This is a genomic window from Methylobacterium sp. CM6241, assembly GCF_054817845.1.
In genome coordinates this window covers 477,625-491,448 of the sequence record NZ_CM139246.1, presented here as the reverse complement: position 1 = coordinate 491,448, position 13,824 = coordinate 477,625, and the positions used below count along the sequence as shown (strand labels likewise).

At 64.7% G+C, this 13,824-nt stretch carries 14 protein-coding genes and 1 pseudogene; 12 read left to right on the top strand and 3 right to left on the bottom strand.

What is annotated here, in order from left to right; all coding sequences use genetic code 11:
- The first annotated feature begins 456 nt into the window (after nucleotides 1-456).
- From ACYQR9_RS02345 to ACYQR9_RS02305, 9 genes are all read left to right on the top strand, one after another.
- A complete protein-coding gene (locus tag ACYQR9_RS02345) occupies nucleotides 457-966 on the top strand; it encodes a ferritin-like domain-containing protein (protein ID WP_056422041.1) in 510 nt (169 codons plus the stop codon).
- 176 nt (nucleotides 967-1,142) lie between these two features.
- Nucleotides 1,143-2,297, top strand: coding sequence for a zinc-dependent alcohol dehydrogenase (locus ACYQR9_RS02340; protein ID WP_056422038.1), 1,155 nt, complete (start codon nucleotides 1,143-1,145; stop codon nucleotides 2,295-2,297).
- Between the two features lie 92 nt (nucleotides 2,298-2,389).
- Nucleotides 2,390-2,830: a hypothetical protein gene (locus ACYQR9_RS02335; RefSeq protein ID WP_461228563.1), complete on the top strand. Its 441-nt coding sequence runs from the start codon at nucleotides 2,390-2,392 to the stop codon at nucleotides 2,828-2,830.
- Nucleotides 2,831-2,928: 98 nt separating this feature from the next.
- Nucleotides 2,929-3,884, top strand: a protein-coding gene (locus tag ACYQR9_RS02330) for an IS630 family transposase (protein ID WP_461227386.1) whose coding sequence is annotated in 2 segments (ribosomal slippage) — nucleotides 2,929-3,268 and nucleotides 3,268-3,884 — 957 coding nt in all. Because the reading frame shifts where the segments join, the coding sequence is not laid out codon by codon here.
- A gap of 274 nt (nucleotides 3,885-4,158) precedes the next feature.
- Nucleotides 4,159-5,019: an SDR family oxidoreductase gene (locus tag ACYQR9_RS02325; RefSeq protein WP_207413348.1), complete on the top strand. Its 861-nt coding sequence runs from the start codon at nucleotides 4,159-4,161 to the stop codon at nucleotides 5,017-5,019.
- A 311-nt stretch (nucleotides 5,020-5,330) separates the two neighbouring features.
- Entirely contained in the window at nucleotides 5,331-5,516 is a 186-nt protein-coding gene (locus tag ACYQR9_RS02320; protein ID WP_461228562.1) for a hypothetical protein, read from the top strand.
- A complete protein-coding gene (locus tag ACYQR9_RS02315) occupies nucleotides 5,516-5,734 on the top strand; it encodes a hypothetical protein (protein ID WP_056422031.1) in 219 nt (72 codons plus the stop codon). The genes ACYQR9_RS02320 and ACYQR9_RS02315 overlap by 1 nt, the downstream gene beginning before the upstream one ends.
- Before the next feature lie 45 nt (nucleotides 5,735-5,779).
- Nucleotides 5,780-6,100 carry a hypothetical protein gene (locus ACYQR9_RS02310; RefSeq protein ID WP_461228561.1) on the top strand — a complete coding sequence of 107 codons (321 nt, stop codon included), beginning with the start codon at nucleotides 5,780-5,782 and terminating at the stop codon, nucleotides 6,098-6,100.
- A 148-nt stretch (nucleotides 6,101-6,248) separates the two neighbouring features.
- Nucleotides 6,249-6,608, top strand: coding sequence for a hypothetical protein (locus tag ACYQR9_RS02305; RefSeq protein WP_056422027.1), 360 nt, complete (start codon nucleotides 6,249-6,251; stop codon nucleotides 6,606-6,608).
- 79 nt (nucleotides 6,609-6,687) lie between these two features.
- Here the strand turns inward: ACYQR9_RS02305 and ACYQR9_RS02300 are convergent, their stop codons facing one another.
- The 3 genes and pseudogenes from ACYQR9_RS02300 to ACYQR9_RS02290 all read right to left on the bottom strand — a co-directional run bounded on the left by ACYQR9_RS02300 (nucleotide 6,688) and on the right by ACYQR9_RS02290 (nucleotide 9,132).
- On the bottom strand, nucleotides 6,688-7,182 hold the full coding sequence (locus ACYQR9_RS02300) for a DUF2243 domain-containing protein (RefSeq protein ID WP_461229713.1): 495 nt from the start codon (nucleotides 7,180-7,182) through the stop codon (nucleotides 6,688-6,690).
- A gap of 30 nt (nucleotides 7,183-7,212) precedes the next feature.
- Nucleotides 7,213-8,157, bottom strand: a pseudogene (gene egtD / locus ACYQR9_RS02295) (L-histidine N(alpha)-methyltransferase); the annotation flags it as partial.
- Between the two features lie 18 nt (nucleotides 8,158-8,175).
- Nucleotides 8,176-9,132 carry a methyltransferase gene (locus tag ACYQR9_RS02290; protein WP_461228560.1) on the bottom strand — a complete coding sequence of 319 codons (957 nt, stop codon included), beginning with the start codon at nucleotides 9,130-9,132 and terminating at the stop codon, nucleotides 8,176-8,178.
- Nucleotides 9,133-9,602: 470 nt separating this feature from the next.
- Here ACYQR9_RS02290 and ACYQR9_RS02285 point away from each other — a divergent pair, with 470 nt between their 5' ends.
- From ACYQR9_RS02285 to ACYQR9_RS02275, 3 genes are all read left to right on the top strand, one after another.
- Complete coding sequence (locus ACYQR9_RS02285; RefSeq protein WP_461228559.1) at nucleotides 9,603-11,609, top strand: OPT family oligopeptide transporter; 2,007 nt, start codon at nucleotides 9,603-9,605, stop codon at nucleotides 11,607-11,609.
- Between the two features lie 452 nt (nucleotides 11,610-12,061).
- Complete coding sequence (locus ACYQR9_RS02280) at nucleotides 12,062-12,580, top strand: Ros/MucR family transcriptional regulator (protein WP_461228558.1); 519 nt, start codon at nucleotides 12,062-12,064, stop codon at nucleotides 12,578-12,580.
- 172 nt (nucleotides 12,581-12,752) lie between these two features.
- Complete coding sequence (locus ACYQR9_RS02275; protein WP_461228557.1) at nucleotides 12,753-13,439, top strand: YoaK family protein; 687 nt, start codon at nucleotides 12,753-12,755, stop codon at nucleotides 13,437-13,439.
- Nucleotides 13,440-13,824: the final 385 nt, after the last annotated feature.

The following is a 13,824-nucleotide window of genomic DNA, read 5'->3' as shown; positions in this document are numbered from 1 at the left end:
CCCCGCGCGAGCCTCACGGATATCCAAGGCCGCGCTAAGCCGTTGCGCGATCACGGAATGCGCGCTGACGTCGCGAGTCCGATCCACGCCGCCGGCCTCCCTCTCGCCTGAGCCATTCCGACCTCTTCGCCGATCCGATGCGGGTCAACTGTCCGCCTTTAACTGTCGGTGCAAGTCGTCGGCGCATGTGCCGCCTGCCGGCTCGCTTTCGGAGCGAGGTGGCGAGACCGGCGATGTCGCGACGACGAGCGACCCCGGTCCGACCCGGCCAAGCTCGATCCGCTCGAGGGTATCTCAGGAAATGAGATCGCATTCGCCGCAGCTTATGGGCGCCGAGCAAGCGTATCCGCATTTTGAGCGAGGCTTTAAGCAACCGGCTGCAGCGTTAACAGTTAGAGAGACAAGGATTTCGTCCAATCGAAACATAACACAGTTTAATATTCGGAGACAGTCTACATGGCACTCGACCCGCGCTCCATCTATGTTACTGCCCTGAAGAACACGCATGCCCTGGAGTTGCAGGCGCTTCAGATCATGGAAAGGCAGGTCGAACGCCTGCAGCGCTATCCTGAAATGGAAGCGGCGTTGCGTCGCCATATCCAAGAGACGCATGGCCAGCGTGACCGGCTCGAAGAGGCGCTGTCATCCCTCGGCGATGGCCCCTCGGCGATCAAGGAAGGGTTCCTCGGTTTCGTCGGCAACATGATGGCGCTGGGGCACGTGCCGGCTCAGGACGAAATCCTGAAGAACACCTTCGCCAATCATGCCTTCGAGAATTTCGAGATCGCGGCCTATACCTCCCTGGTGACCATCGGGGATGCCGCCGGGCAGAGTGCGCACCGCACGGCGTTCGAGCAATCCCTGAGGGAGGAGCAGGCCATGGCGAAGACCGTCGCCGAACTCATCCAGCCGACGACGTTGCGCTATCTGGAACTCAGCGCAGCCGACGAAAAAGCCGACCGCTGAATACTGGGCGCTGAGTATTCGCCGGGCGCCATGGGGTCGACGATCACCTTGGCGAACGGTGGAAGCTCGGCGCCAATCCGTGTGAGCCGAATACCGTCCGGCTTGGCTGCGAACTGTCGCCGCGGGGAGCCTCCGCGGACGGTCCAGGGATCAGGATTCAGGGGAGGATCCGAGACATGTTGGCGATGAACTATCGCGGGCCCTACAGGGTTCGGGTCGACAGGAAGCCGGTTCCGGTCTGCGAACATGTCCAGGATGCCGTCGTGCGGGTGACCCGCACCTGCATCTGCGGCTCGGACCTTCATCTCTACCATGGTCTCGTTCCCGATACCCGGGTGGGCATGACCTTCGGCCATGAATTCATCGGTGTCGTCGAGGAGGTCGGCTCGCAGGTCGGCAACCTCTCGGTCGGCGACCACGTGATCGTCCCGTTCAACATCGCTTGCGGCCAGTGCCATTTCTGCCGGCAGGGTCTCTTCGGCAATTGCCATGAAGCCAACCCGCAGGCGAGCGCGCTCGGGGGCATCTTTGGCTATTCGCACACGGCCGGCGGCTACGATGGCGGGCAGGCGGAGTATGTCCGTGTCCCCTATGCCGATATAGGCCCCTGCAAGATCCCATCGACCATGGATCTCGACGACGCGGTGCTTCTCACCGATGTCGTGCCGACAGGGTACCAGGCGGCCGAGATGGCCGGCATTCAGCCGGGCGACACGGTCGTGGTTTTCGGTGCCGGTCCCGTCGGGATCATGGCGGCCCGGTGCGCGTGGCTGTTCGGTGCCGGACGTGTGATCGTCATCGACCACATCGACTACCGGCTCGATTTCGCGAGGACTTATTGTCCGGCCGAAGTCTACAACTTCCGCTCGATGGACGATCCCGTCGTCTTCCTGAAGAAGACCACCGATTCCCTCGGTGCCGATGTCTGCATCGATGCCGTCGGCGGCGATGCGGCGGGCAGCGCCCTGCATACCCTCCTCGGTACGAAGTTGAAGCTCGAGGCGGGTGCCGCGACCGCGCTCCATTGGGCGATCAATTCGGTGAAGAAGGGCGGCGTCGTGTCGATCGTGGGCGTCTACGGTCCCACGGGCAACCTCATCCCCATCGGCAATGTCGTGAACAAGGGCATCACGATTCGCGCCAACCAGGCCTCGGTGAAGCGCCTCCTGCCGAGACTGATCGAGCATATCGAGGCCGGACGCCTGAACCCGAAAGCACTGATTACGCACAAAGTGCCTCTGGAGGAGATCGCAGACGCGTATCACATCTTCTCGGCCAAGCTCGACGGATGCATCAAACCCGTACTCGTCCCCCCTTCGGCGCGCGGGTGAGGAAGACCGACATGCGAAACCTTCCGATCGACCCATCCAAGATCCCCGGCTGGGGTGCCGATGCCAATCCGGAGAACAATCCGACCTACCCGATGCGCGACCGATCGCGCGACGACAAGGGCGGGATGAACTGGCCGCGGCCGCCGCAACAGCGACAGACGGTCGAGATCCTGCAATCCATCGAGCGGAACAACCTCACGGCGGTGTTCGGCACCTCGACACCGCCGAGCGGCGTCAGTGGCGCCATGCGGCGTCAGGCCTTCAAATACAGTGAGTCCGAATGGGCTCATTGGTTGATGTTGATGGCGGCCGACCGGGTGAATGTCGTCGAAGGTCTGGTGCAGGATTTCGGTCGCGGCACCGTTCCGAACATCCCCGCCGAGATGGGTTTCCGTTCGGAACTCCGACACAACCGTGCCGGGCTGGTCAGAAAGGCCGCGGTTTCAGGGGCCGTTCTGGCCCTCGGTGTTCTGGCCTTCCGCCTGCTGTCGTCAAAGGACGGCAGCCGCCATACGCGGCGGCGTGGTGGTTGAGCATCGCTAGAGCGGTGTCCGATCGGCTTGAATCGACCGGGGTTTCGGGGGCGGCGCAGATGTGATTCGATGCGCGGCTTTCCGAGGAGGAGAGCCGGATGCCCTCAGCCCTGTCAGTCGATCTGCGTGAACGGGTCGTGATGGCGATCGAGGCAGGAGCCTCGCGCCGGGAAGCCGCCAGACGGTTCGAGGTTAGTCCGGCTAGCGCCGTGCGCTGGCACGAGGCCTTCATGCGGGAAGGACGCACATGGGCCAAGCCGATGGGCGGCGATCAGCGCTCGCACGCCATCGAGGCCCAGGCTGGCCTGATCCGGCGGACCTATGAGGCCAAACCGGAACTGTTCCTGCGGGAGCTACGCACCCATCTGGCCGAACGCGGCCTGCGGGTCGGGGTCAGCAGCCTGTCCCGCTTCTTCAAGCGCCACGGCATCACGCGTAAAAAAACACCGGCCACGCCGCAGAGCAGGATCGAGAGGACGTGAAGGCCGCGCGCCTGGCCTGGTTCGAGGGCCAGCTCGACCTCGATCCAGACCGGCTCGTGTTCCTGGACGAGACCGCAACCAACACGAAAATGACGCGTCGCTACGGATGGGCGCTGCGTGGCAAGCGCTGCCGGGTGGCCGTGCCGTTCGGTCACTGGAAAACCATCACGGTCACAGCGGGACTGCGGGCCAGCGGCCTGACGGCGACCGCGCTCTTCGACGGCCCCATGACCGGGGTCCGCTTCCGCCGCTATGTCGATGAGACCCTGGCGCCGACTCTGAAGCAGGGTGACACAGTCGTGCTCGACAACCTGCCCGCCCACAAAGTCAGCGGCATCCGCGAACGCATCGAGGCGGCCGGTGCCCGCCTGCTCTACCTGCCGGCCTACTCGCCCGACTTCAATCCGATCGAACTGGCCTTTGCCAAGCTCAAGGCCTGTTTGCGAGCCCAGGGCGCCCGCACGGTTGTGGAACTCTGCGACACCATCAAGCAGGCCTTCAGGCGCTTCACACCGAATGAGTGCCGCAACTACCTCGTGGCCGCAGGCTACGATGCTTTCGATCCAACCTGATCGGATGCCGCTCTAGAACCGCCTGATTTTTAAAACCGTCTTCGCTTTCGAAACAATAGCCTTCGCCATGAATTGTCCCGTCGAGTGAGGTGATCGACAGCAGGGCCCATGGCAACATAGCTATTGTTTTTGTTAATGCTGTGTGTTTCAGCCGTCATTTCTGAATAAGAATGGATAATGGCTTTTGATGGCTTGCCGGGCTGACGGATAAAGCTTGCGGTCACCTCATGCGCCGCCAACGCAGATATGATTGTTCTTGCAAGGATCGCTTGAGATGACCGATTTCCCGAAGCCGCCATTCGAGAATCAGCGGCCCCTGACGCCACCGGGCCGCGATGCCGATATGGACCCGCGCCCGGATTACGGCGAGGCGCATTACAAAGGGTCGGGGCGCCTTTCCGGTCGCAAGGCGATCATCACCGGCGCCGATAGCGGCATCGGGCGGGCCGTGGCCCTGGCCTATGCCCGCGAAGGGGCGGATGTCCTGGTGAGCTATTATGACGAGCACGAGGATGCCGACGAGACCTGCCGGCTGGTCGAGTCCGCCGGCCGCAAGGCGGTGCGGATGGCGGGTGATGTGAAGGATCCCCGGCATTGCCGCGCCATCGTCGAGACAGCCGTCTCCGAGTTCGGCCAGGTCGATATCCTGGTCAACAACGCGGCCCACCAGAAGACATTCGCCAGCCCCGAGGAGATCTCCGACGAAGAGTGGGAGATTACCTTCGCGACCAATATCCACGCGATGTTCTACCTGGTGAAAGCCGCACTCCCGCATATGAAGCCCGGGAGTTCCATCATCAACACGACCTCGGTCAATGCCGATACACCGAGCCCGCAGCTCCTGGCCTATGCGACCACCAAAGGGGCGATCCAGAACTTCACCGGCGGTCTGGCCCAGATGCTGGCCGAACGAGACATCCGGGTGAATTGCGTGGCTCCGGGTCCGATCTGGACGCCGCTCATCCCCGCCACGATGCCGTTGGAGAAGGTGAAGAGCTTCGGATCGCAGGTGCCGATGAAGCGACCGGGGCAGCCCTGCGAACTCGCCCCCGTCTATGTGATGCTGGCAGGCTCGGAAGCGAGCTACGTCTCCGGCGCCACCGTCGCGGTGACCGGAGGCAAGCCGATCATCTGAGACGCACCCGGTCTCGGATGGACCGGACTTCGGAGGCGGCCCCAAACGCTGCCCCGAGGGCTTTACCGTCCGCGAGACCCACGAAAGATCCCTGCCGTCATCGCGGCGGTAGCAGGCGGCTTCGTCGTGCCGCCTGCATTCCTGCGTCAGTCGATGAAACCGCGGCTGGATCTTGTTGCCTGCCTCTGACAATAAACATGCAGATAAATACGATTCAGGCTTCGCGATGATTTGCCAGCGATAAATATCGGAACTGACAATGCGATGAATCGTTCTCTCTGCAAGGCAACGCTATTCGATAGGTGTACCGAATGACTGCTAAGCCGCCACCCGTTCCACCTGCCAACCAATCCGAAAAGGGGCCCGGCAGCGCGCCGGAGGCGCCCGTGTCGACGGCACCGAAGGGCTCCGCACAGACGCAGAATCCCGACAAGATGGGTCAGGCCGGAAATTCCAAGGTCAACACGACGCATCAAGGCTATCAACAGGACCGCTGATGAGCACCTCGAAGAAAACTCCGGCTGCCGATCGTCATCATGGCGGGCCCGGTAGCAGCCACCAGGATGCCACGGAACCTCGGTCCGAACCGGATCGCGGCCCGCGCCCGGGCAGTCCCACCAACGATCCCATCTCGCATGTGTCGGGCGGCGGCGGCGAGCGCGACCGCCACCATGCGCATGACGCGGAAGGGAAGGGCGGTCACCGCTCGCATTGAGCGACGATATCGGGCTTCGAACTCGGACACAGGAGGAGATGTTTCATGGCCAAGGCCGATCGCCATTCCATGGGGCCGGGTGCTCAGGGCAAGGGCACCGGAACGGGCGCGATGACGGATCTGCCCGAGGGAATCCTCGAAGAGAACATGGTCTTGAGTAACCGCGACAAGTCTCGGCATACCGATCAGCGCGGATTGGACAGCAAGACGGTCCAGACCGAGCAATACCAGGATCATGCGGCCAACCGCGAAATCTCCCCGGATGCCATCGAATCCGGTGTTTCCGGGAACACGAGCGGCCTGGCCAATCCGAAAACCGATCTTTCGGGCGGGGAAAGCAGCCTGAAAAGCCAGGACCGGGACTAAAACCCGTTTCGATCGTTCACCTAGCCAATGGTGCTCCGGTCTTCACGAGGCAGCGGGGGCGATCCGGCCCCCGCTGCCTCGACGCTGGGACGTCGAGCACGAGGTGGCGTCGCGTGTGCGGGCCATGAACCGCCAGTGGAGTTTTCTCATGGGCCTACGATCCGAGACGCCTCCGCCGCCCGCCGACCTCGCGGTCGAATCGCCTGCGGATTCCGATCGCCCCACCAGCGCGATGCTGAAAGCCGACATCGATTCCGGCAGGACGGGTGACAAGATCCCCCATTACGATGTCGGCCTTTCGCCGCTCGGGACCGATGACGAGGCCGCCGGGAATACGCCCTCGAAGGAACGGATCGCGATGGCGCGGGGCACGGAGGCGGCCTCGCCACGGGTTCAGGCCACCGCCCGAGCGACGGGACGCGATTCCTGGGTCATGCCGCTCTATATCGGCCTCGTGGTGCTCGCGGCCGTGGTGATCGGCGGTTCGCTGTATCTGTTTCGGGCCTGACGCGAGGGCATCGACGGAAGCTGAGGCTGGCAATCCTCAGTCGCTACGCGAGCCCGCCTACATCGCTGTGCGAGGTCGCCTACACCGCTGCGCGAGCCTGGCCGCGCCGGTACAGGACCCAGCCGGCGACGAGCATCGCCGCGCCCCATAGCAGGAAGCCGACGTCCCAATAGATCCATTGCGCCCGTGGCACGGTCTCGTTGACGTGGTGAAGGCCGAGGAGATGGTGATTGATCGTCCCCTCCACGAGATTGAAGATCCCGGAGCCCATCAGGATGCCGCCCGGAAGCAGCCAGCCCGACCATCGGAGATGGTTCTGCCTCGAGTAACGCCACAGCACGAACAGTCCGGCGAGGGTGAAGAGATAGGTGCAGGCGTGAAACAGACCGTCCCAGAGCGTGTTGATCTGCAGGTTCTCGACGCTGTCCGCGGGATATCCGGCGCTGCTGAGCATGTGATGCCATTGCAGGATCTGATGGAGCACGATTCCATCGAAGAACCCGCCGATACCCAGGCCGAAGAGAATGGCCGCCGAGAGCGGGAAGCCGGTCGGACGCGCATCGTCGGTTGTCATGAGGATGTCCGGGTGATCTGGGGGAAATCCGGCGGCGAACAGGTGAAGGCTGAAGAGGCCCGCTCGGTCGAGCCAGACCCGGTCCGGCCGCCACCCGGCGCGCTCGGCGAGCGTCCGGAACGTATCGGGCGCGTATTTGTGCGAGTTGTCGGTGTGGATGCTCTCGCCGGCCTCGAACCGGATTTCCGTCCCCGCGAGTCGGTAGCGGCCCGGCTCCCGCGCCACGAGATGCGCTTCCACCCGGAAGGGATCGGGCAGGATGCGGGGCTCGTGCCGGAAGTTGTCCAGGTCGAAATCGGCGTCGAACTCCCGGTTCAGCCGCTCGAGGAGGTTGCGGTGCAGGGCCGGCATCAGGCCGTCGGCATCGCCATAGGCGCGGCGCAGGCGGTCCGCGTCCCGGTTGGGGTCGGCCCCGATGAGAAAACGGCTCGGCCCCAGGGTGGCGCGTGCCCGCCCCAGGAACAGTTCGGCCTCGGCGGGCGTGAAATTGCCGATGCTGGTGCCGGGAAAGAACCCGAGCACCGGCCCTCCCGACAGGTCGACCGGTAGCCGGACCGGTTCGGAGTAATCGGCGCAGACCGGGATCATCTCGATCTGCGGATAATCGCGAGCGAGCCGCCGGATCGCGGCGTCGAGATAATCCCCTGAAATGTCGATGGCGATGAAGCGCGCCGGCCGGTCGAGGGCGTCGAGCAGGGTGCGGATCTTGCGGCTCGCTCCGCTGCCGAATTCGACGATGGTGGCGCCGGGTCCGATCAGGGGGGCGATTTCGGCCGATACGGCCGGCAACAGCGCCATCTCGGTGCGCGTGGGATAGTAATCGCCGCTGCTGCAGATGCGGTCGAACAGGTCGGAGCCGGTCTCGTCCCACAGGAGCTTGCCGGGAAGACGCTTCTGCGGCTGCGCCAGTCCCGCCAGAACGTCCTGCAGCAGGTCGGCCTGGTTCGGGGACAGGGCGGCGTCACCATCGATCATGGAAGGGCCTTCCTCGGTTCAGGCTGGGCGCGTCGCCGTCAACACTACCAGGGCGATGCGATCGGCTTCGGCATAGGCCGGGTCCTCGAGTTCCTCTCCGTAAGCATCCGGATCGAACTCGCGATACTGCGTGCGCAGCCCGTGTCGTTCACAGGTCGCCAACGCGGCGTCGCGGAAGGGATCGGCGCCATCGACGATGACGGAGCCGGTGAACAGAACGAGGCTGCCCCCCGGTGCCAGGCGTTCGGCCGCCGCCTCGACCACGGCCTGTGACAGCCCTTCGCCGAAGGCGCCCCCACCATGGCGGTAGGTGCGGCCGCTCCGGTCGATCATGAAGGGCGGATTGGAGACGATGAGGTCGAAATCGCCCTCGACGTCGTCGAGGAGGTTGCTCCGTCTCGGCTCGATGCCGGCGACCCCGGCGGCCCGGGCATTGATCCGCCCGGCCTGCAGAGCGGCCGGATTGATGTCGACGAGGAGTACTTCGGCGCCCGCGGCGCGCTTGGCGATGGCGATCCCGGCCGCTCCCGATCCCGAGCCGATATCGACCGCCCGGTGAACCGGTTTCTCGCGTTGGGCGAGATGAGCGATGACGGCGGAGACGAAGCGCATCGTATCGGGGCCGAAGAAGACCGCGTCCGTCGAATCGGGCGGATAGGCCGAATGCAGGAAGAGTTCGTCGTCGAGGCTCGAGAGGCGGATCGTGGCGCGCCGGAGCTCACCCTCGCTGTCGACGACGCCCGCCCGTTGCAGGGCGGCGAGAACGTCCGACGGCACGGCGTCGTCCGAGAACGGGCGGCTCCAGCCGAGGACGTCGCGCAGGTGGCGGGCGCGCGCCGCTTCCGGGCGTGCATTGACGCGGGCATGGCTCGCCGGCGTCACGGTCGTGAACGTGTAGCCCGTGTCCCGCACCGTGCGGATGAGATCGACGAGGGCGTCCTCCGTTTCAGGTCCCACACTCTGCACTCCGGTCATCTCCCATGGTCTGTTTGCCGGGTTCGGCCCATCTTTTCGCATCGGAGCCGGATCGCGCATCCGCCCGTATCGGGTTCCTCGTTCGCCGGCCGTCGGGCTCGTCGCGCGGGTGGACGCGCTGGCCCCCTCTTGGGCGGCGTAGATCTCGGTTCACCAGCGGGCGGCGTCCGAAAGGAAAAGCGATCCGTGTTCGGCCAATGTTGCGTCGATGGGGCGCGATCCAGGCTGAATATACGCGACCACAACCGGGCTTGACTGTGGTTGTTCCTAGTTATGGCGGCGTTGCATTGGTAACCTCGGTTAAAACTAACTTCGATCAAGCATTATGCAGATGTTAATCAAGGTGCCTTGCCTGATACTGGATTGGGTTCAGGCGAGGCCGATGACCCGAAGAGCGCCATCCCGGACGTATCGCGCGCCGCCGCTTCACTCACCGATGACGAGCCCGATGGGCCGATGAGGCATGATCGATGGATGCGCGGACCGGCCGACAGCTTCACGGAGAAGAGCGGCGTTTCCGGGAATTGACCCTCCGAGGCCTGGTGCTCGGAGCGGCCATCACAATCGTGTTCATGGCCGCCAACGTCTATATGGGCCTGAAGACCGGCATGACGTTCTCGTCGTCGATTCCCGCCGCGATGCTGTCGATGGGCCTGCTGCGGTTGTTCGGCGAGACCTCGATTCTCGAGAACAACATCGTGCAGACGCAGGCCTCGGCCGCCGGCACGCTCTGCAACGTCATCCTGGTCCTGCCCGGCCTCGTGCTGATCGGCCATTGGCAGGGATTTCCGTTCTGGCAGACCGGAGGGGTCTGCCTCGTCGGCGGATTGCTCGGCGTCGCCTTCTCGATCCCGCTGCGGCGGGCGCTCGTGGCCGAGGCCGGGCTGCCGTTTCCCGAAGGCGTGGCCGCCGCCGAGGTGCTGAAGGCCGGTGCCGGAACCGAGGACGGAGACGGCAGCCGGCACGGTCTGCGCGATCTGCTCCGCGCCGGAGGGGCGGCGGCCCTGATCGCAGTCGCGACGAGCGGCTTGCGCGTCCTCGGCGAGGGTCTCCACACCACCCTGCAGGCCGGTGGGGCCGTGTTCCGGCTCGGGACCGGCTTTTCCCTTGCCCTCGTCGGCGTCGGCTACCTCGTCGGCATCGGTGCCTGCCTCGCGCTGCTCACCGGCGTGATCATCGCCTGGGGGGTGGCGGTCCCGGTCCTGACGACCCTCGGGCAGGGGGAGGGGATGGACCCTGGCGCGGCCGCCGAGGCGGTGTGGTCGGACCGCGTCCGCCTGATCGGAGCCGGGATCATCGCGGTCGGCGGCGCCTGGACCGTGGCGACGCTGGCGCGGCCGATCCTGGCGAGCATCCGCGCCGCCCTGACATCGGCTCGCGGCAGCCATGGGGGCCTGCGCGACCTGCCGCGCCAGGAGCGGGACATTCCGATCACCTGGGTCGGCGGAGCGGCCGTGACCCTCATGCTGCCGATGGCGCTCCTGCTCGACCAGTTTTCGGCCGGGGCCGAACTCGGCGCGCTCTATCCCGTGCTGATCGTGGTGGCGACCGTGTTTGCGGCGGGGTTCGGCTTCTTGATGGCGGCGGCGTGCGGCTATCTCGCGGGCCTCCTCGGCTCGTCGTCGAGCCCGATCTCGGGGATCGGCATTCTCACTACCATGCTGGTGGCTCTCCTGCTGCCGCTCCTCATCGGACGGAGCGCGGGACCCGAAGGCGACCGTTTCGTCATCGGCCTGGCGCTTCTGGTCGCCTCGGTCATCGTCACCATGGCGTCGATCGCCAACGACAACCTGCAGGATCTGAAGACCGGCCAACTCGTGGACGCCACGCCCTGGCGGCAGGAGGCGGTGCTGGTCGCGGGTGTCGGCGTCGGCTCCCTTGTGATCGGTCCCTTGCTGGCGCTCCTCTACAACGCTTACGGGTTCGTCGGCGCCCTGCCGCGAGACGGCATGGATGCGAGCATGGCCCTGCCGGCGCCTCAGGCGGCGCTGATGACGCAGATCGCCAGCGGCATCGTTCACGGCGAGTTGCCCTGGAACATGGTGCTGACGGGTATGGGGCTGGGCGCCGCCCTCGTCGCCGTGGAGGCGCGGCTGCGCCGAAGCGGGCGCGTGTTCCCGGCCCTCACGGTGGGCATCGGCATCTATCTTCCGCTGAACGTGGTGGTGACGATCGCGATCGGAGGCGTGATCGCGTGGCTGAGCGAGCGGTCGTTCCGGAAGCGGTTCGAGGGGGAGGGGGCCGAGTCCGCCTATGAGGCCGTGCGTCGCCGTGGAATCCTGCTCGCATCGGGCTTTCTCGTGGGCGAGAGTTTCGTCGGCGTCCTGCTCGCCGCCGCCGATACCGTCACCGGACGCAGCGCCTCCCTGACGATCGCCGGTCCCGAGCTTTCCACCGTCACCGAAACGGCGGGCCTCGCCGTGTTTCTGATCGCGATCGGGATCTTCTACCGGGTCGTATCCCGCTCTCCGCGCTGACCGGAACGATCTCGTCATCGGGATCCCGTGCCGCACCGGGCCCCTTTTCGAAACCTCGCCGCCGGACTTGCGGATCGACCATTATCCGGGGCGGTCCGGCGTAGTTTTACTTGAGTGTCATGTTTTCCACTTCACCGCGCGATCAAGTCTATCATTTCCATCGCATTGTAATTCAATATGCATTCTGGCGACTTGCTTTTGTGCTGCGAGAGAATTGAAAAATATGGAAAAGTCTTTTCCGGGAAAAGTCAGTATTATGAGATGGGCACTGATTATATGAGGCGAAAATAAGACGTTCGTTAATAAATGTTTGTGTGCGATGACTGAAAAACAGCGCTCTGTCCGGTTTTATACCAACGGTTCCTGCCCAGGGAATTATAGCTCTTGAAAGATTGTCATTCTCGCCGAAGTCAATCTATAGCCTTTGATGGATTGGCAGGAGTACCTACCACATGAGCGATGATGCCCAAGAATTTCAGGCCGATTATATCGAACTCACGGCCGACCTCGTATCCGCCTACGTCTCCAACAACTCGATACCTGCAAGCGCGCTGCCTGATCTGCTAAACAACATTCACGCCGCGATCAGTGGTCTGGCTTCCAGAGGATCGGAGGCAACCGAGACCGACAAGATCGAAAAGGCGACACCGGCGCAGATCAAGAAATCGATTTCCCCGGACGCTCTGATCAGCTTCGAAGACGGTAAGCCCTACAAGACGCTGCGCCGCCATCTGACCCTCCGTGGTCTCAGCCCCGAAGCCTACCGGGCGAAATACGGCCTGCCGCCCGATTACCCGATGACCTCCGCGAGCTACTCGGCGCAACGCTCGGAACTCGCCCGGTCGCTCGGCCTCGGGCAGCCGCGCCGGGCCCCTGCGCCCGAACCGGAGGAGACGGTCGTTCAGGACGACGCTCCGGTATCCGAGAAGCCGAAGCGGGCGGGCCGTCCGCGCAAGGCCGCTACCGCCTGAGGGACACGTTCGGCCTGAGCCGAGGCCCGGTCGAAGCCGATCCGCACGCGACAGGCCCGAGCCGGTTGCGCGATCGGCTTCGAGTGACGCCGATCCGAAGGTGAGCGCGCTCGCCTTCGGCAGGCCTTGCGCCCGGGGAAGATCAAAGGCCCGGGAAGATCAGAGGCGCGGAATGCCCGTTCGGGATCATGGAGACACCTTGATCGGTGCCGGCCTCGCCTTCACTGCGGGGTTCGTGGACGCCGCCGCCTTCATCGCCCTCACCGGCCTCTTCACGGCGCATGTGACCGGCAATTTCGTGCTCATCGGTGCGGAGCTGATGTCCACATCCAGCGGCGTCATCGCCAAACTGCTGGCGTTGCCGGTCTTCATCCTGGCCGTCGCCCTGACGCGACTGGTCACCCTGGTCCTGGAGCGGAGAGGGGTGGCGCCGCTTCGGCCTTTGCTGGCCTTCGAGGCTGCCGTTCTCATCGCCTTCGCGGTTGCGGGCATCGCCCTGTCGCCCCTCGGATCGCCGGACGGCATCGCGGCGATCACCGTGGGCATGCTGGGCGTCGCCGCCATGGGCATTCAGAACGGGATCGGCCGTCTCGTCATCGGTCATCTGGCGGCGACGACCGTGATGACCGTGAATGTCACGCAGGCCGTGATCGACCTGACCGATCGCTTCTGCGGCGCGCGCGCCACTGCTCAGACCAATACCCGCCTGAAGCGGACGCTCTCGGCCGTGCTGGCTTTCGCCGTGGGGGCGTTGGCCGGGGCTTTCGGCGTGGCGGCCCTGTCCTTCTGGTCGATCTTCGTGCCGGCCCTCATCCTGACCGGGTTGATGATGATCCCCGTGCGAAGCCCGAACGCGTGACGAGGCGCGGCGGCTGCGTGGTTAGGGGCGAGGTCGACGGTCGTCTTATCCTGAAGCAGCCCCGCCGCCCCGATCTGCTCACGGGGTCGGCGGGGTGCATCGTGTCGTGTCCACACGACGGGAGCCGATACGCAACTTGGCTCGACATCAGGATGCACCGCTTCGGTTAGCAGAAGGCAAACTCCCCATCGGGCGACTGGCCCGGATCGGGAATGCGGGATCGTCCCCTCTCGAACCCCCTCGGGTCCGGCCTTCGCGACTTTTCGCAATCCCGAATCCTCGCGGAAACAATCCAGGCGACGGCGCAAGCATGCCTGCCCGTGGGAACCGTCTGTCCGCCACCATGCATCCCCGCAGCGTCTGAAGAGTTTGATGGAGGCACGAC